Annotated in this window: 16 protein-coding genes; 5 read left to right on the top strand and 11 right to left on the bottom strand. The window is 58.0% G+C overall.

Annotated features, from left to right (window positions below):
• Positions 1–51 precede the first annotated feature (51 nt).
• Positions 52–210 carry a hypothetical protein gene (locus tag ACR3E2_RS10840; RefSeq protein WP_480484690.1) on the top strand — a complete coding sequence of 53 codons (159 nt, stop codon included), beginning with the start codon at positions 52–54 and terminating at the stop codon, positions 208–210.
• A gap of 152 nt (positions 211–362) precedes the next feature.
• Here ACR3E2_RS10840 and ccoP read toward each other — a convergent pair whose 3' ends face one another.
• From ccoP to ccoN, 4 genes are read right to left on the bottom strand one after another with little or no spacing between them, the layout of a single operon-like run.
• On the bottom strand, positions 363–1226 hold the full coding sequence (gene ccoP / locus ACR3E2_RS10845; protein WP_480484689.1) for a cytochrome-c oxidase, cbb3-type subunit III: 864 nt from the start codon (positions 1224–1226) through the stop codon (positions 363–365).
• A complete protein-coding gene (locus ACR3E2_RS10850; RefSeq protein ID WP_267363526.1) occupies positions 1223–1408 on the bottom strand; it encodes a cbb3-type cytochrome c oxidase subunit 3 in 186 nt (61 codons plus the stop codon). Before ACR3E2_RS10850 ends, ccoP begins: the two co-directional genes overlap by 4 nt.
• A gap of 12 nt (positions 1409–1420) precedes the next feature.
• A complete protein-coding gene (gene ccoO, locus ACR3E2_RS10855) occupies positions 1421–2149 on the bottom strand; it encodes a cytochrome-c oxidase, cbb3-type subunit II (RefSeq protein ID WP_480484688.1) in 729 nt (242 codons plus the stop codon).
• Between the two features lie 16 nt (positions 2150–2165).
• Positions 2166–3773, bottom strand: coding sequence for a cytochrome-c oxidase, cbb3-type subunit I (gene ccoN / locus ACR3E2_RS10860; RefSeq protein WP_480484687.1), 1608 nt, complete (start codon positions 3771–3773; stop codon positions 2166–2168).
• A gap of 201 nt (positions 3774–3974) precedes the next feature.
• On the opposite strand from ccoN, the gene ACR3E2_RS10865 reads away from it, so the two are divergent.
• Positions 3975–4814 carry a universal stress protein gene (locus ACR3E2_RS10865; protein ID WP_480484686.1) on the top strand — a complete coding sequence of 280 codons (840 nt, stop codon included), beginning with the start codon at positions 3975–3977 and terminating at the stop codon, positions 4812–4814.
• A 40-nt stretch (positions 4815–4854) separates the two neighbouring features.
• Here ACR3E2_RS10865 and ACR3E2_RS10870 read toward each other — a convergent pair whose 3' ends face one another.
• Both ACR3E2_RS10870 and fnrL read right to left on the bottom strand, forming a co-directional pair.
• Positions 4855–5109: a GlsB/YeaQ/YmgE family stress response membrane protein gene (locus ACR3E2_RS10870; protein WP_209598278.1), complete on the bottom strand. Its 255-nt coding sequence runs from the start codon at positions 5107–5109 to the stop codon at positions 4855–4857.
• 73 nt (positions 5110–5182) lie between these two features.
• Entirely contained in the window at positions 5183–5926 is a 744-nt protein-coding gene (gene fnrL, locus ACR3E2_RS10875) for a transcriptional regulator FnrL (protein WP_267363531.1), read from the bottom strand.
• A gap of 61 nt (positions 5927–5987) precedes the next feature.
• Here fnrL and hemN point away from each other — a divergent pair, with 61 nt between their 5' ends.
• Together hemN and ACR3E2_RS10885 are read left to right on the top strand one after the other, a co-directional pair.
• The gene (hemN, locus tag ACR3E2_RS10880) at positions 5988–7343 is read left to right on the top strand and encodes an oxygen-independent coproporphyrinogen III oxidase (RefSeq protein ID WP_209598280.1); all 1356 of its coding nucleotides are present in this window, start codon (positions 5988–5990) and stop codon (positions 7341–7343) included.
• 213 nt (positions 7344–7556) lie between these two features.
• Complete coding sequence (locus ACR3E2_RS10885; protein ID WP_480484685.1) at positions 7557–9485, top strand: elongation factor G; 1929 nt, start codon at positions 7557–7559, stop codon at positions 9483–9485.
• Between the two features lie 253 nt (positions 9486–9738).
• Here the strand turns inward: ACR3E2_RS10885 and ACR3E2_RS10890 are convergent, their stop codons facing one another.
• The 5 genes from ACR3E2_RS10890 to ACR3E2_RS10910 all read right to left on the bottom strand — a co-directional run bounded on the left by ACR3E2_RS10890 (position 9739) and on the right by ACR3E2_RS10910 (position 16103).
• On the bottom strand, positions 9739–11316 hold the full coding sequence (locus ACR3E2_RS10890) for an ABC transporter ATP-binding protein (RefSeq protein WP_480484684.1): 1578 nt from the start codon (positions 11314–11316) through the stop codon (positions 9739–9741).
• Positions 11313–12419, bottom strand: coding sequence for an ABC transporter permease (locus tag ACR3E2_RS10895; RefSeq protein ID WP_267363535.1), 1107 nt, complete (start codon positions 12417–12419; stop codon positions 11313–11315). The genes ACR3E2_RS10890 and ACR3E2_RS10895 overlap by 4 nt, the downstream gene beginning before the upstream one ends.
• Positions 12420–13514, bottom strand: a complete 1095-nt coding sequence (locus ACR3E2_RS10900) for a microcin C ABC transporter permease YejB (RefSeq protein ID WP_480484683.1) — start codon at positions 13512–13514, stop codon at positions 12420–12422.
• 1 nt (position 13515) lies between these two features.
• Positions 13516–15420 (bottom strand): extracellular solute-binding protein, encoded by a 1905-nt coding sequence (locus ACR3E2_RS10905; RefSeq protein ID WP_480484682.1) that lies wholly within the window; start codon positions 15418–15420, stop codon positions 13516–13518.
• Between the two features lie 170 nt (positions 15421–15590).
• Positions 15591–16103 carry a c-type cytochrome gene (locus ACR3E2_RS10910; RefSeq protein WP_209507801.1) on the bottom strand — a complete coding sequence of 171 codons (513 nt, stop codon included), beginning with the start codon at positions 16101–16103 and terminating at the stop codon, positions 15591–15593.
• A gap of 120 nt (positions 16104–16223) precedes the next feature.
• On the opposite strand from ACR3E2_RS10910, the gene ACR3E2_RS10915 reads away from it, so the two are divergent.
• The gene (locus ACR3E2_RS10915) at positions 16224–17057 is read left to right on the top strand and encodes a prephenate dehydratase (protein WP_209507731.1); all 834 of its coding nucleotides are present in this window, start codon (positions 16224–16226) and stop codon (positions 17055–17057) included.
• The last annotated feature ends 28 nt before the right edge of the window (positions 17058–17085 follow it).

A 17085-nucleotide genomic window follows, 5' to 3' on the forward strand; every position in this document is an offset into this window, starting at 1 on the left:
CCGCAAAGGTCAATCTTTACTGCAGAGATACCCTTGCAGAGGAGACCAACCATGCTGACCGTTTTTGCCAGATCTTTCATGACCGCAACCCGGATCAATGCGCCGCATATTCGCGATGCGCCAAAGCCGGGTCACCGCAAACGCCGTTGGCTGCCGGAAGGTCATTGGTGGATTAAAAACCCGCGCGAGGTGGATCCGAGCAACTTTTGACGCAAGGAACAGTAAACCTGAATCTGGACCACAGGTTTAAGTGGCCTTATTGTGGGAAAAAAGCACCGGCTGTTCAGGAAACGCGCGAACAGATGGAACAGCCGGTGCCCCAGCCTTCGGGCGGCGAACCGCCCGAAGGTGTTCTTTAGATCTTACTGACCGCCACCCAACTGGTGGACATAGGCAGATACGGCGCGAATCTGCGCCTCGGTCAGGCGGGTATCCCAGTTCGGCATGACACCAAAGCGGCTGTAAGTTACGGTTTCCGTCAGCGTTTCTTCGCTGCCACCGTAAAGCCAGATCGCGTCAGTCAGGTTCGGCGCACCCTGGAAGATATCGCCTGTGCCATCCTCGCCGTGGCAGGCCGCACAGTTGTCTTCGAAGACAACTTTACCTGCCTGCGCCGCCGCATCGTCGGTCTGGGCATTGCTCAGCGACATGACGTACTGAACCACCTGCGTGATTTCGTCGTGTTCGAGGATTTCGCCAAATGCCGGCATCTCGGAATAGCGCGCATCGTCGCTTTCTTCGTTCCGCACACCGTAGCTGACGGTGTAGACGATATCGTCCAGCGTTCCGCCCCACAGCCAGGCATCATCCAGCAGATTCGGGAAACCCGGCGCACCCTGCGCACCCGAACCATGGCATTGTGCGCACCAGGTCCGGAACACCGCACCGCCCGAGTTCACGGCATATTGCTGAAGCTCTGCATCCTTAGAGATGTCTTCCAGCGAAGTTTCCACCAGCTTGGCGTTCCAGGGCGCGTTTGCCTCTTCGAAGGCAACCATGTCCTGCTGTACGTTTTCACGGGTTGACCATCCCAGCACACCGGCTGTCGCGCCATGGACCAGGGGCCAGGCTGGAAACATGATCGTATAGATCACGCCCCAGAAGATGGTGGCGTAGAAGGTCCATAGCCACCAGCGCGGCATGGGGTTGTCGAATTCCTCGATTCCGTCCCAGCTGTGCCCGGTTGTATTAGGATCGCCCGGCTGTTTATCAGGTGTCTTGCTCATTGCCGCGCCTCCTTGGGTGTGGCGGGTTTGTCTTGGTGCCGGAAGGGGATGTTGGCGGTGTCCTTGTATTCCTTGCTGGCACCGGGGCGGAAAACCCAGATCACGATGCCAACGAAGAAGACAAACAACACAAGCAGCATCCAGCTATCCGCGAACTGTCGAAGAAGTGTGTATTCTTCCATCACACCCTCCTGTTAACGGCTTGCATCCGGGGTAAAGGTCGAGAAATCGACCAGCGTACCCAGCATTTGCAGATAGGCGATCAGCGCATCGGCTTCGGTCAGTTCAGGCTGACCATCGAAGTTGCGCACGTTGACCTTGTCACCGTACCGCTCGAGCAGACCGTCGTAGTCGCTGTCAGGGTCGGCCTGCGCGCTGAAATCGGCAACCGCGTTTTCCAGCATCTCGTCGGTATAGGGGGTGCCGACAACCGCATTGGTCGCCATGATGTCACCGATATACTTGCCGTCGATCTTGCGATGTTCGAGGAAGCCGTATTTCGGCATCACCGATTCAGGCACCACAGACTGCGGGTTGCGCAGGTGGTCCATCTGCCACTGATCTGAATAGCGGCCACCGACACGCGCCAGATCAGGCCCGGTACGCTTTGATCCCCACTGGAACGGGTGGTCATACATCGATTCAGCCGCCAGCGAGTAGTGGCCATAACGTTCGACCTCGTCCCGCATCGGGCGGATCATCTGGCTGTGGCAGACATAACAGCCTTCGCGGATGTAGATCTCACGCCCTGCCATTTCGAGAGGGGTGTAAGGGCGCATGCCCTCCACCTTCTCGATGGTGTTCTCAAGATAGAACAGCGGGGTGATCTGCACCAGGCCACCGATGGTCACGACCAGAAAGCTGAAGATCAGCAGGAGGGTCGCGTTGGTCTCGAGGATCTTATGTTTGTCGAGAATTGCCATTGCTCCGGCCCTCCCTCTATTCAGCCGGGACCGCGACGGTCAGGCTGGCCTCTTTGGCCGGCGCTTTCCGCACAGTCATCCACAGGTTGTAGCACATGATCACGGCGCCAGCGACGAACATCACGCCACCCAGAGCACGCACCACATACATCGGGAACTTGGCGGCCACGGTGTCAGCGAACGAGTTCACCAGGAAGCCGTTTGCATCCACTTCACGCCACATCAGGCCTTCCATGATACCGGTGACCCACATCGACGCGGCATAAAGCACGATGCCGATCGTGGCGAGCCAGAAGTGCCAGCTTACCATTTGCAGCGAGTACAGACGCTCGCGTTTCCACAGGACAGGCACCAGGAAGTACAGTGCACCAAAGGTGATCATGCCGTTCCAGCCCAGCGCGCCAGAATGCACGTGACCAATGGTCCAGTCGGTGTAGTGGCTGAGACTGTTCACAGCACGGATCGACATCATCGGACCTTCAAAGGTGGACATGCCGTAGAAGCCGACCGAGATGACCATCATGCGGATGATCGGATCGGTGCGCAGCTTGTCCCAGGCCCCCGACAGGGTCATCAGACCGTTGATCATACCACCCCAGGACGGCATCCACAGGATCACCGAGAACACCATGCCCAGCGTCGACGCCCAGTCAGGCAGCGCGGTATAGTGCAGGTGGTGTGGACCGGCCCAGATATACAGGAAGATCAGCGCCCAGAAGTGGATGATCGACAGCTTGTAGGAAAACACCGGACGTTCGGCCTGTTTCGGGATGAAATAGTACATCATGCCCAGGAAACCCGCGGTCAGGAAGAAGCCCACAGCGTTGTGGCCATACCACCACTGGATCATAGCATCCTGCACGCCTGACCAGACGATGACCGATTTCGAACCCCAGATGCTGACCGGGATGGTCATGTTGTTGACCAGATGCAGCATGGCGACGGTGACGATAAAGGCCAGGTAGAACCAGTTGGCCACATAGATGTGGGGTTCTTTCCGCTTGATGATCGTACCCAGGTAGACAGCCAGATAGGCGACCCAGACAATGGTCAGCCACAGATCGACATACCATTCAGGTTCGGCATATTCCTTGGACTGCGTTCCGCCCAGCACATAGCCGGTCGCGGCCAGCACGATGAACAGCTGATAGCCCCAGAACACGAACCACGCGAGGTTGCCGCCCCAAAGCCGCGCCGCGCTGGTACGCTGAACCACGTAGAACGAGGTTGCGATCAATGCGTTACCGCCAAAGGCAAAAATGACTGCCGAGGTGTGCAACGGACGCAAACGACCAAAGTTCAGATAACCCTGCGCCCATTCGAAGTTCAGTACCGGAAACGCCAGCTGAAACGCGATAAAGGTCCCGGCGAGGAACCCGATCACGCCCCAGAAGGCAGTTGCGATCACGCCATAGCGGATCACGCCATCCATGTATTCGCCCGAGCGGTCGATCTGATTACCTGGCTCGTCAGTGTTTCGAAGCGTCCAGATGAACAGGCCACCGGCGATGAGCATCACCAGCAGCGCATGTACCTGATACGCCAAATCGCGTGCATAATTGGTTCCGATCGCTGCAAACAGCGCGATCAGACCAAGCACGATCAGCTTGATGTAATTCGACATATTGCGTCCCTTTGCCATGCTCCGCGCGTTTTTGATTCTTGTGACGCGCGAAACCCATTTGACTGGCTGCCGTTCTGAAGCACGGCCACCTTCATTGCTTTGATCTGTATCAAGACAGCCCAGCGTTTTCTATGACACGCATGGTAGTAGAAAAGGGCTAACAGGTCACATGAGACCAATTGCCCGAAACATGAGGTCAAAATGGCGTATAAATCTCTTCTCACAGTCATGACCGAAACGCAGACTGCACAGGCTGCTTTGGCGCAGATTGTGGCCCTGGCTGAGGCTCAGGATGCCCATGCCGAAGTCCTGTGTCTGGGTGTCGATCGCAGTCAGACAGGTTATTATTATGCGGGTGCCAATGCGTTGATCGTTCAGGAAACGCTGAACCGGGCCAATGCCGAGGCACAGGATTTGCTGACCTTTGCCAATGATTATCTCGGCAAATCCGGCGTACGCTGGTCCGCCGAACACGGCGTTGCACAGATTGCTGATATCGGGCGCCACGTCGCGCACCGGGCCCGGTTTTCCGACCTTGTGATCCTGCCGCATCCGTATGGTGATGGTCGGGGGGCCGAGGCCGAACCCATTATCGAAGCGGCCATGTTCGAAGGACATTGCCCGGTTCTTGTAGTTCCCGACAGCGGCGCGCCATTGAAAGCGCCGGGCAACATTATGATCGCCTGGAACGAAAGCGTCGAGGCCATGTGCGCCATCCGGCGGGCCCTGCCCTTCCTCAAACAGGCCGAGATCGTCCGTATTGTGGTCATCGACCCGCCACAGCATGGGCCGGACCGGTCAGACCCGGGTGGGATGCTGTCCCAGATGCTGGCCCGTCATGGTGTCAAATGCGAGATCGACGTGCTCAGCAAGACCATGACCCGAGTCTCGGATATCCTTAATCGCCACGCGACGGATACCGAATCGGACATGATCGTGATGGGCGCTTATGGCCATTCCCGCTTTCGCGAAGCCATTCTGGGAGGGGCGACCCGGAACATGCTGGAACAATCCTCGGTTCCGGTGTTCCTGGCGCACTGACCCAATCAAGTTAAAAAGCCGCCTCGACAGGCGGCTTTTTTCACCCCCGGCGGATGAGGCCGATCAGGAACAACAGGATCACCGCCCCAATTGTCGCGAAAAGGATCGACGAGAACAGGCCCCCTCCAACGGAAAAACCAAGCGCCGGAAAGATCATGCCCGACAGGAACGCGCCTACGATGCCGACGATGATGTTGCCGATCAGGCCGAACCCACGGCCTTCCATGATCTTTCCCGAAAGCCATCCGGCGATTGCGCCAATGAACAGCATTGCCAACAGACTGCTGAACCCCATGCCACACTCCTATGTTAGTACGTGAACCGACCGGCTGGTCGCGGTAAGCGAACTCTGCCGAACGAAAGACTGGTCAGACCAGAAACCCGCCATCGGAATCGTCGCCTGCTTCTTCCATGAGTCGCCCAAGATCGGGGATGGTCACGTGACGTTTGCCTTCCAGTAAGATCAAACCGTCCTTTTTCAGAGCTGAAATCTGGCGGCTGACCGTCTCAAGCGTAAGTCCCAGATAATCCGCCATGGCTTCTCGGGTCAGGGGCAGATCGAACACGATCGGTCCTGACAGGCCCTTTTGACCAATCGACGCATCCCGCCGGGCAATGATCGAAATCAGGCTGGCAATCTTTTCGCGCGCTGTCTTGCGACCCAGAACCAGCATCCATTCGCGGGCGGCGTCAAGCTCGTCCAATGTCATCTGCAGCAGGCGATGCGCGATGTGAGGCGTTTCGTCCATCAGCTCTTCGAATGGTTTCTTGCGGAAACAGCACATCACGACATCCGTTGTCGCCTGCACATCGTAAGGCGCAACGTCGCGCCCCGGGCGACCGACGAAATCGCTGGGCAGAAGCAGGCCGACCATCTGGGTGCGCCCGTCTTCCATGGTTTGCGTCAGCGAAGCGATCCCCGATACGACCGAGCCGACGAAATTCATCTGGTCACCCGACCAGATGATGGTCTGACCCGCCTCGAAACTGCGGTAATATTTAATGCCGTCAAGCGCTTCCAGCTCGTCCGCGTCACAGCGGGCACAGACCGCGCGATGTCGTATCGGGCAGTCTTCGCAATTTGAGTGATCGAACTGTGCTTTTATTGTCATCTGCGTTTCCACTTGATCTCCGTCAAAGCACCTAAGTCGCCTGCCCCCTAAGGGTATCGTCATGATAGTGAAACCACAATTGGCAAAGCTTGGACTTTTTGACGCGAAAGTACCGCGTTACACAAGCTATCCCACAGCGCCCCATTTCAACAATGACGTGGGGGCGGACATGTTTGGCGACTGGATTTCGGGAATCAAACCCGGCAGCGCCATATCCCTTTACATCCACGTCCCGTTCTGCCGCAGGCTGTGCTGGTTCTGCGCCTGCAGGACGCAAGGCACACAAACCGATAACCCGGTGATTGCCTATGTGGATGTTCTGAAAGCCGAGCTGGACCTGCTGGCGGCGCGCCTGCCCGCGGGTGTGGTGCTGTCGCGCCTGCACTGGGGCGGCGGTACGCCGACGTTGCTGAACGCCCAGCTGATGCGCGATCTGGCACAGCACATTCTGGGGATCGTCCCCATGGGGCCGGATGCCGAATTCTCGGTTGAAATCGATCCGAACGAGATTGACGAGGCGCGTCTGGATGCGCTGGCAGAGGCGGGCATGAACCGTGCCTCGATCGGGGTGCAGGATTTCGACGATGAAATCCAGAAAACCATTGGCCGCATTCAAAGCTACGATACCACGCGCGATGCAATCGACATGATCCGCGCACGTGGCATTGCCAGCCTGAATGCGGACATCCTTTACGGGCTGCCACACCAGACAAAGGCCCGGATGACGGAAAGCGTGCAGAAGCTTCTGTCGCTCAGCCCGGACCGCGTGGCGCTTTATGGGTATGCCCATGTGCCGTGGATGGCCAAACGGCAGCAGCTGATCCCGTCGGACGCACTGCCAACGCCCGAACAACGGCTGGAACTGTTCGACACCGCCCGCCGCCTGTTCCTGTGGGACAACTACGCCGAGATCGGCATCGACCATTTTGCCACGCAGGATGACGGGCTGACCCATGCCCTGCGCGCGGGTCGTCTGAAGCGGAACTTCCAGGGTTATACCGACGACCTGGCCGATGTTCTGATCGGTGTCGGGGCCAGCTCGATCTCGCGCTTTCCACAAGGCTATGCGCAGAATGCCCCGGCTACGTCTGCTCATACCAAGGCCATTCGCAACGGGCAGTTTTCGACATCCCGCGGGCACCTGTTCAAAGGTCAGGATATTCTGCGCGCCCGTCTGATCGAAGCGCTGATGTGCGATTTCCGGATCGATTCGGCTGAAATCCTGCGCGATCACGATATCTCGGTCGCAGCGCTGAACGACATGTATCGCGCTGCCAACGCCTCATTCGACGGGCTGCTGCAAATCAGCGACGAGGGGCTGTTTATCCCCCCCGAGGCGCGCGCGCTGACCCGGATGGTTGCCCGCAGCTTTGACGCATACGACCTCAGCAAAGCCGGGCACAGCTCGGCGATCTGACCTCTCTTTTTGCGGGCAACATTCAGCCCGGAAAGCACAAAACACATCGGGGGCTTGACGCACGCCTGCGGTTTTTCCCACACTCAAGCTGTGGGGTGATGTTTCGCCCTGCGGCCTGAGGCGGGCAAATTACAGACAGTCCTAGCTGACGCGACTGCGTCGGATGGCCCTTTTCGTGCAGCCATTCTGCAACCTGAAAGAGGGACAACACTCATGCGCGTATTCACCGTCCTCGGGCCCAGCCAGTCGGGCAAATCTACCCTGGTCGAGGCCATCAGCCGCCTCGACGGGCGCCCGACCACATTCGATGTTTCCGGAACCGTGCACTTGCACGGTTTTTCTTACCTGGACGAGCCCTGGTGCGCAGTCGACGTGGATGGGGGTGGCGATTCCCTCGCTTATGTCGGGCCTGCCATGGCAATCTCGGATGCAGCCGTTATCGTGGTACCGCCCGATCCAAATGCCGCCGTGCTGTGCGCGCCTTATCTTCGGCTGGTGGAAGAGGCGGGCATTCCCTGTTTTCTTTTCATCAACCGCATGGATAACCCCAATGGCCGCATCCGCGACATCATCGCGGCGCTGCAAACCTATTGCACGCACCACATCGCCCTGCGTCAGGTTCCGATCCGCGAGGGCGACACGATCATCGGCGCGGTCGATCTGATCTCGGAACGGGCGTGGAAGTATCAGGAGGGCCAGCCGTCGGCCCTGATTGAGCTGCCCAAATCTGTCGAGGATCGCGAGCAGGAAGCCCGGACCGAGTTGCTTGAGACGCTTTCCGATTTCGATGATCACCTGCTGGAACAGTTGATCGAAGACAAACAGCCCCCAAGCGATGAGGTTTATGAGCTGGCCGCGCAAGTTCTACAGAATCATCAGTTGATCCCCGCTTGTCTGGGCGCCGCAAGCCACGGCAACGGGCTGACGCGCCTGATGAAAGCGCTGCGTCATGAGGCCCCCGAGTTTGATATTGCTGCCGGACGGGACGAGGCCGCCGAAAGCGCCCGTGCCATTGCTGGCTTTGCGGATGTCAAAAAGCATATCGGAAAGATCATCGTTCTGCGCGGCCTTGGGGACGGGGTAAAAGCGCATGAGGCGTTGGGCGGTGAAACGGTCGGCAACCTGACAACTCTGGACGCCAAGACCCAGATCGCCACGCTGGAGGCTGGGCAGATCGGACTGGCGGTCAAATCCGATCACCTCAACCCCGGATACATTTATGACAGTTCTTCTGCGACGGAACTGCCGGAATGGGCGTCGTCTCATCCGGTTGCGCATCGTCAGGTCGTCTCGCCCGCGCATGAGCGGGACGATGTGCGCCTGTCAAACGCCCTGAGCCGTCTGGCCGAAATCGATCCGGGCCTGCACCTGCAACAGGATGAGATGAGCGGTCATTCGATTCTGGGCTCGCAGGGACCGCAACATATGCGCCGCGTGACCGCCAAGCTGGCCGAGGATTTCGGGATCGAGATCGAGGCGGAACAGGTGGAAACCGCCTATCGCGAAACCATTCGCACAACGGTTGAGCATCGCCATCGCCATCGCAAACAGTCCGGCGGCGCGGGGCAATTCGCAGATGTGGTGATTTCGGTTGCGCCATTGCCGCGCGGATCGGGGTTCCAGTTCGATGAGGTGGTCAAGGGCGGTGCCGTTCCCAAGAACTACATCCCGTCGGTGGAACACGGGGCCAAGGACGCATTGGAACAAGGCCCCGAAGGCTTTCCCGTGGTTGATGTCAAAGTGACCCTGAGCGATGGCAAACACCACAATGTGGACAGTTCGGATTATGCCTTCCGGACCGCAGGCAAAAACGCCGTGCGCGAGGCGTTGCCGCAGGCCAAGCCGGTTGTCCTGCAACCAATCCTGAGCGCCGAGATACACTTGCCCTCGGCTTTTGTGGGCGATCTTGTGCCAACGATCAGCACCCTTCAGGGGCAGGTTCTGGGATTTGAGGGCAACCCGAATGCGACGGGCTGGGAGATATTCAACGCCCAGTTGCCCGCCGTTGCCGAGGACGAACTGCACCGCACCCTTGCCAGTGCCACGCGCGGGACCGGGTGGGTCAAGCTTAGCTTTGATCACTACGAGGAACTGCGCGGGCCTGTGCCGAAAGCGGCGACCAAAGAAAAGGCAAGCGCTTAACTTGCCCACGTTTACTCAGTCGGTGTTGAGACTGTCGAAGGCACAAGTGCCTTCGACCCTATCTCTGTACAGTCACCACTTGGACTTGAGCCATTCCCAAAGCGACGCGCCAAACAAAACCGCGAAAACTGCGAGACCTAGACCAACTTGAGCTTTGAAAGAGGTTCGGAACTCTTGGCAGCTGAATGCAACTAAGCAAGAAATCCCGACGAAGAATGCCTTACCGACGTAGTCATTTCTTTGTTTTTTCATGCTATCCCGCCGCTGCAATCAGCTCGCGGGTATAGTCGGTCTGGGCGTTTTCGAACAAATCCTCTGCCGCGCCCATTTCGACCACATCGCCGTTTCGCATGACGATCACTTTGTGCGACATGGCACGGACCACTTTCAGGTCATGGCTGATGAACAGATAGGCCAGCCCGTATTTCTGTTGCAGATTGCGCAGCAGATCGACGATCTGAACCTGAACGGTCATATCCAGCGCGCTGGTTGGCTCGTCCAAGACCAGCAGTTTGGGCCGCAGAACCATCGCGCGGGCAATGGCGATGCGCTGACGCTGACCGCCGGAAAACTCGTGCGGGTATCGATCCATCGTTGCCGGATCAAGCCCCACTTCGGTCATCACCTCGGCCACAAGTTCGCGTGGCGCGCGGTCCGGGTCGACTTTGTGAATGGCCAGACCTTCCGCAATGATCTGCTGACAGGTCATCCGCGGGCTGAGGCTGCCAAACGGGTCCTGAAACACGATCTGCATGTCCTTGCGCAACCGGCGCAGTTCCCGCGTGGACCATTTGCGCACGTCCTGATCGCGAAAGGTGATGCCACCCTCGGACGCAATCAGCCGCATTATGGCCAGTGCCAGTGTGGTCTTGCCCGACCCGCTTTCGCCAACAATCCCCAACGTCTCACCCGCGCGCACGCTGAGGGTCGCGTCGTTCACCGCTTTCACATATCCAACCGTACGCTTCAGAAACCCGCGCTGGATCGGGAACCAGACCTTAATGTGGTCGGTGCGTGCGACCTCTTCCGCATCTGTGGCAACGGGTTCAGGCTGACCCGACGGTTCTGCCGCCAGTAGTTTGCGGGTATAGGGGTGCTGCGGGTTTTCGAATATCTCGGCCGTCACGCCGGTCTCGACAATCTCGCCGTCTTTCATCACACAGACCCGGTCGGCGATGCGGCGCACGATGCCCAGATCATGAGTGATAAACAGCATCCCCATGTTTTCCGATTTCTGCAATTCAGCCAGCAGCTCGAGGATCTGCGCCTGAATGGTCACATCCAGTGCCGTTGTCGGCTCATCCGCGATCAGGATGTCCGGTTTGTTGGCAAGGGCCATGGCGATCATCACCCGCTGCCGCTGACCGCCCGACAACTGATGCGGATAGCTGTCCAGCCGGTCTTGAGGATCGCGGATACCGACCTTGGTCAGCAATTCGACAATCCTGTCCCGTGCCACATCGCCAGCGACACCCTGATGCAGGGCCAGCGATTCAGCCATCTGTTTCTGGATCGTGTGCAAAGGGTTCAGCGATGTCATCGGCTCTTGAAAGATAAAGCTGATGTCGTTGCCCCGCACATCCATCAGACGCTGTTCCGAGGCGCCAATCATCTCTTGCCCGTCATAGGTGACCGAGCCTTCGACCAACGCGCTGTCGCCCAGCAAAGATACGGTGCTGAGCGCGGTGACCGATTTGCCCGATCCGGATTCGCCCACCAGCGCGACGGTTTCCCCGCGGTCCACAGTGAAGGACACGCCTTTGACGGCCGCGTTGACCTGCCCATCCTGACGGAACGAGACCTTGAGGTTTTTCACATCCAGCAAGCTCATGAGAAGGTCTTTCTGGGATCGAACGCATCCCGCACGCCTTCAAAGATGAAGACCAGCAGCGACAGCATGATGGCAAAGGTGAAGAAGGCGGTGAAGGCCAGCCATGGGGCCTGCAGGTTCTGTTTGGCCTGCAAGGTCAGCTCTCCCAGCGAGGGGGCCGAGGATGGCAGGCCAAAGCCCAGATAATCCAGCGAAGCCAGCCCGCCGATGGTTCCGGTGACGATGAACGGCATGAAGGTCAGCGTGGCCACCATCGCATTGGGCAGCATATGGCGGAACATGATCGTCATGTTGCCCACGCCCAGCGCCCGCGCGGCGCGCACATATTCAAGGTTCCGCGCCCGCAGGAACTCGGCGCGCACCACGCCAACCAGCCCGGTCCAGCTGAACAGGATCATCAGCGCGACCAGCAACCAGAAACTTCGCCCCAGCACCGCAAACATGATGATGATGACATAAAGCGACGGGGTTGCGGACCAGATCTCGATGATCCGCTGAAAGATCAGGTCCAGCCACCCACCAAAGAACCCTTGGATGGCGCCCGCGAAAATCCCGATAAGGCTTGCCGCGCCCGTCACAAGCAGCGTGAACAGGATCGAAAGGCGAAAGCCGTAAATCACGCGGGCCAGCACGTCGCGCTTGGTATCATCGGTACCCAGCAGGTTCTGGCCGTTGGGCGGCAGGGGCGCCGCGCCGGGCCGATCCACCGAGGTATTGAAGGAATAGGGGATCAACGGCCAGAGCGACCAGCCGCGTTCAAAACCCTCGGCCTGGAATGTACCGGCGTCGATCTGTTCGATGATGCCTTCGGGATCGTCGAAACAGTCTTCCAATCCACCGCTGTCGATAAGGCACTGAACCTCGGGGTCGCGATAGATCGCTTCGGTCTGGAAATCACCGCCAAATTCGGTTTCGGCATAGAAGTTGAAAACCGGCGTAAAGTACTCTCCCCGATACTTTACAAGGATGGGTTTGTCGTTGGCGATGAACTCGGCAAACAACGACAGGCCGAACAATACCGCGAAGATGATCAGCGACCAGAAGGCCCGTCTGTTGCGGCGGAAATTGCTCCAGCGGCGCTGGTTTAGCGGGGACAAAGCCATTTACCCCTCCCGCTTTTCAAAATCGATGCGCGGGTCGACCAGCACATACATCAGGTCGCTGATGATGCCAACGACCAGCCCCATCAGACCGAAGATGAACAGCGTGCCGAAGATCACCGGGTAATCGCGGGCCACGGCGGCCTCGAACCCCAATCGGCCCAAACCATCCAGCGAGAAGATCGTCTCGATGATGATCGACCCGCCAAAAAACACCCCGATGAACACGGCCGGGAACCCTGCAATCACGATCAGCATCGCGTTGCGGAAGACATGACCATAGAGAACCTTGCGCTCGCTCAGCCCTTTGACACGGGCGGTCATGACATACTGTTTCTTGATCTCATCCAGAAACGAGTTCTTGGTCAGCAGGGTCAGCGTCGCAAAGGCAGATATCGTCAGCGCAATCGTCGGCAGTGCTATGTGCCAGAAATAATCCGTGATCTTGCCAAAGAAACTCAGGCTATCCCAATTGTCCGACGTCAGGCCGCGCAGCGGGAAGATTTGCCAATATGATCCGCCAGCGAAGAGCACCAGCAGCAGGATCGCAAACAGAAAGCCCGGAATAGCATAGGCCACAATAATCGCCCCGCTTGTCCAGGTATCGAATTGCGATCCATCCTTGACCGCCTTTCGAATACCCAGCGGGATCGAGACCAGATAGGCAATCAGGGTCGACCACAGCCCCAGCGAGATCGAGACCGGCATCTTTTCTAGCACCAGGTCGATCACACTGATCGAGCGGAAATAACTCTCGCCGAAATCAAACGTCAGATAGTTGCCCATCATGATCAGGAACCGTTCAAGCGGGGGCTTGTCGAAGCCGAATTCTTTTTCCAGCTCAGCAATAAACTCGGGCGGAAGGCCGCGTGCGCCGACATATTTGTCGTCGAAGACACCGCCCGCCGGTTCGGAACCCGCTCCGGCGTCGCCCCCACCGGCGAACCCGGCGAACACGTCACCCTGACCTTCGATTTGCGCGATGATCTGTTCGACCGGCCCGCCAGGTACGAACTGGACCAGCGTGAAGTTGACGATCATGATACCCAGAAGGGTCGGAATGATCAGCAATAAGCGTCTTAGTATATAGGCGCCCATGTTATCGCAGCGCGCCTTTCGCTTTCAACGCAGCCTGTTTTTCCGGATTGATCCACCACAGATCAAGATAACCCAGCGAATAGGGCGGCAGGTTTTCCGGGTATTCGTACATATCGTAATATGCTGTCCAGTATTCTGCGATGTATCCCACGGGGATTACGAAAAACTCGTACCGCAAGGCGCGATCCAAAGCCATCAACGCCGTGTCCTGATCGGCCTGATTGTCAGTCTCAAAGGACGCTTCGATGATTGCGTCGACCAAGGGGCTGGCCAGACCTGCCGGATTGAACAGGCTAAAGGCCGCTTCTTCCGATCCGTACATCTGGCTCAGACCGCCCCCGGTAGACAAGAACGATCCGTAGCGCGTGGAATAGACAATGTCATAATCCCGCTCGCGGCTGCGCAACGTGTATTGCGCCGGATCCACTTTCTCGGTCGAGGCATCCACCCCGATGGATTGCAGGTTCTGGACATAGGTTTCGATCATCGTTGCGGTCGAGGTCGGCAGGTTTGAAGGATATGGAATATTCACCTTCAAAGTCTGCCCTTCGGCATTGCGACGAATATTGCCTTCGCCGACGGACCAGCCTGCCTCGTCCAGCATGTTGGCAGCTTTGCGCAGGTTTTTTCGGTCATTCAGGCGTGCAGGGTTTGATTCGTGCGCCACAACAGCGGGTTCCGTCAGGACATCTTCGGGAACGACGTCGCCAAGCGCCTGCAGGAACGCCAGCTCCGCCCCTTCGGGCAGGCCTTGCGCCTCGATCGGGGTTCCTTGCGTGAAAGAATCCCGCGACGTGTTCAGGCCGAACAACAATGACTCGTTCGTCCATTCGAAATTGAAGGCCAGGGCCAGGGCCTTGCGAACATTCTTGTCGGCAAATTGCGGCTTTCCAAGGTTGAAGACAAAGCCCGAAGGTGTCGGCGGGCTGCCATCCGCGATCTCATCCCGAATAACTGTGCCTTCATCCAGCTTTGGGAAATCATACCCGGTCGCCCAAAGCTTAGGGTCACTTTCGATCCGGAATGTGTATTCACCTGCCTTAAAACCCTCGAACGCTGCCGTCTGATCGGCGAAATACTCAACCCGGATTGTATCGAAGTTGTTGCGCCCGACATTGAAAGGCAGGTCCTTGCCCCAATAATCGTCCCGGCGTTTGTAAACGATGCGGCGATTGATGTCGTAGCTGTCGAGCTTGTAGGGGCCAGAGCCCACCGCCACTTCCAGCCGCGGTTCATCCAATCGCCGTGTCTCATCCGCCTCGAACCATGCTTTTGAGAAAACAGGAGTTGAGCCGACGGTTTCGATCAGGCTGCGGCGGGTGACTTCGGGATTGAAGGTAAATTTTACGGTATGGTCATCCAACGCCTCGGCTCCTGTCACCATACGGCCAACGGCCTGCGCATAAGACGGCAGGCCCTGTTCGATGAACAAACGGTGGCTGTAGACAACATCTTCCGCCGTGACAGGCGTGCCATCCCAAAAAGTTGCTTCGGGGCGCAAATGGAAAATGACGTAATTGCGCCCTTCGTCATATTCCAGACTTTCCGCAACTACGCCGTAATACTGCCCGACACTGTCTTCGGTACTTTCAAACAGACGGTCATATTGCAATGTGGTCAGCGCACCGGCGCGCCCTTTGCGTGAATAGGGGTTGAGAGAATCGAACGTTCCAGAGGCTGCCAGCGAAAGCTCGCCACCCTTGGGGGCGTTGGGATTCACATAATTCAGATGCGAATAATCCGCCGGGTAATCCAGATTTCCGAAATACGAATACCCGTGACTGCGGGTGACGCCTTCATCCAGCGCCTGTGCTGCATGCGGAGCAATCAGAGCGGCGCAGAGCCCCAAAATGCCAACCCATGGCCTTACCTCAAGATCACGTGCAGCAGGCATCAGGGATATCATATTGCTCATCCTCTCGGTCATTGTCACCGTCAATGTCGTAACCGCTAGCTAAAGTGCCAGCACGTGCAGATTCAAGTTTAGAATGCGTGAGCACTTTGTGAAGGTTTCTTCAGACAAAAAAGCCGCTGCGTTGCGGCAGCGGCTTTGAATGGTTCTGATCGGTCAGGCAATCAGTTGCCGATTGTCTGCAGATAGGCAATCACGTCGGCGCGATCCTGCGGCTTTTTCAGGCCGGCAAAGCTCATCGATGTGCCCGAGATATAGCTGCCGGGCTTGGTCAGGAAGGCATCCAGCGCTTCGGGTGTCCAGTTGCCGCCATGCGCCTGCATACCGGCCGAGTAACCGGTGAAGCCGTTGGCCGAGGCGACGGGGCGATTAACCACACCGTACAGGTAAGGGCCGGTGCCGTTTGCGCCGTCTTCCAGCTTGTGGCACGCGGTGCATTTGCGGAACACTTTTGCGCCGCTCTCGACGTCTGCGGCGGCCAGCAGGTCCTCAAAGACCACTTCTTCACCGTCGGCGCTTTCGCCCGAGCTTTCGGTTTCGATAATGTAGGCGGCCTCAGCCGAGCCATGGCCACCGGAAGAATAGAGGACATCCGCCCCCCACTTGGCCAGAAGCAGCACCAGGAATGTGCCGAACAGGCCTGCGGCGGCCTTGGTTACTGTCATCGTGTCGAACATTGATCGCGAGTCCATTTCAGCTGTCTGGGCAGCTGTCTAAGGCTTCCCCTTGCGAGAGGCAAGGTATAGACACCGCGACGAAACGACCAAATCGCGAACTTGTTGCATGGAATCGACCAAATGACCAATCGCATTGCTTTTCAGGGGGAACCCGGCGCCTACAGTCACGAGGCCTGCCGCAACGCTCGGCCAGATATGGAAGCCCTGCCCTGCCGCACCTTCGAGGATGTGATCGAATCGGTCCGCTCAGGCGATGCGGATCTGGCAATGCTTCCGGTCGAGAACACGACCTATGGGCGGGTGGCCGATATTCACCGGCTGTTACCCCACAGCGGGCTGCATATCATCGATGAGGCCTTTGTCCGGGTTCATATCAACCTTCTTGCCGTGCCGGGTGCAAAACTGGAAGACATAACCGAGGCGCATTCGCATCTGGTGCTGCTGCCGCAATGTGCGGGTTTCCTTAAGGAACACGGCATCCGCGGCCGCGTCAGCCCCGATAACGCCCGCGCCGCTCGCGAAGTGGCCGAGGAAGGCAATCCGCATTCAGCCGCGCTGGCCAGTGAGCTGGCCGGTGAGATCTATAACCTGAACGTTCTGGCCCGCCATATCGAGGATAATGACGACAATACGACCCGCTTTCTTGTCATGTCGCGCGAAACGGATTTGTCCCGCCGGGGCGATCATGGGATGATCACCAGCTTTGTGTTTCAGGTCCGCAACATCCCTGCTGCGCTTTACAAAGCGATGGGCGGGTTTGCCACCAATGGGATCAACATGACCAAGCTGGAAAGCTATATGGTCGACGGCTCCTTTACCGCGACGCAGTTTTACGCGGATATCGTCGGGCATCCCGAAGACCGCAACGTGCAGCTGGCCATGGACGAGCTTGAGCATTTCACGACAAATGTCGAGGTTCTGGGCGTCTATCCGGCAGCACATCCGCGTGGATAATCACGGTTCACGACGGCATTCCTTTGGG

The organism is Ruegeria sp. AL7 (genome assembly GCF_056536105.1).

What these genes read in the sequence shown, in the direction of transcription:
- ACR3E2_RS10840 (WP_480484690.1), top strand. Translation starts at nt 52, where the DNA reads ATGCTGACCGTTTTTGCCAGATCTTTCATGACCGCAACCCGGATCAAT.
- ccoP (WP_480484689.1), bottom strand. Translation starts at nt 1,226, where the DNA reads ATGAGCAAGACACCTGATAAACAGCCGGGCGATCCTAATACAACCGGG.
- ACR3E2_RS10850 (WP_267363526.1), bottom strand. Translation starts at nt 1,408, where the DNA reads ATGGAAGAATACACACTTCTTCGACAGTTCGCGGATAGCTGGATGCTG.
- ccoO (WP_480484688.1), bottom strand. Translation starts at nt 2,149, where the DNA reads ATGGCAATTCTCGACAAACATAAGATCCTCGAGACCAACGCGACCCTC.
- ccoN (WP_480484687.1), bottom strand. Translation starts at nt 3,773, where the DNA reads ATGTCGAATTACATCAAGCTGATCGTGCTTGGTCTGATCGCGCTGTTT.
- ACR3E2_RS10865 (WP_480484686.1), top strand. Translation starts at nt 3,975, where the DNA reads ATGGCGTATAAATCTCTTCTCACAGTCATGACCGAAACGCAGACTGCA.
- ACR3E2_RS10870 (WP_209598278.1), bottom strand. Translation starts at nt 5,109, where the DNA reads ATGGGGTTCAGCAGTCTGTTGGCAATGCTGTTCATTGGCGCAATCGCC.
- fnrL (WP_267363531.1), bottom strand. Translation starts at nt 5,926, where the DNA reads ATGACAATAAAAGCACAGTTCGATCACTCAAATTGCGAAGACTGCCCG.
- hemN (WP_209598280.1), top strand. Translation starts at nt 5,988, where the DNA reads ATGATAGTGAAACCACAATTGGCAAAGCTTGGACTTTTTGACGCGAAA.
- ACR3E2_RS10885 (WP_480484685.1), top strand. Translation starts at nt 7,557, where the DNA reads ATGCGCGTATTCACCGTCCTCGGGCCCAGCCAGTCGGGCAAATCTACC.
- ACR3E2_RS10890 (WP_480484684.1), bottom strand. Translation starts at nt 11,316, where the DNA reads ATGAGCTTGCTGGATGTGAAAAACCTCAAGGTCTCGTTCCGTCAGGAT.
- ACR3E2_RS10895 (WP_267363535.1), bottom strand. Translation starts at nt 12,419, where the DNA reads ATGGCTTTGTCCCCGCTAAACCAGCGCCGCTGGAGCAATTTCCGCCGC.
- ACR3E2_RS10900 (WP_480484683.1), bottom strand. Translation starts at nt 13,514, where the DNA reads ATGGGCGCCTATATACTAAGACGCTTATTGCTGATCATTCCGACCCTT.
- ACR3E2_RS10905 (WP_480484682.1), bottom strand. Translation starts at nt 15,420, where the DNA reads ATGATATCCCTGATGCCTGCTGCACGTGATCTTGAGGTAAGGCCATGG.
- ACR3E2_RS10910 (WP_209507801.1), bottom strand. Translation starts at nt 16,103, where the DNA reads ATGTTCGACACGATGACAGTAACCAAGGCCGCCGCAGGCCTGTTCGGC.
- ACR3E2_RS10915 (WP_209507731.1), top strand. Translation starts at nt 16,224, where the DNA reads ATGACCAATCGCATTGCTTTTCAGGGGGAACCCGGCGCCTACAGTCAC.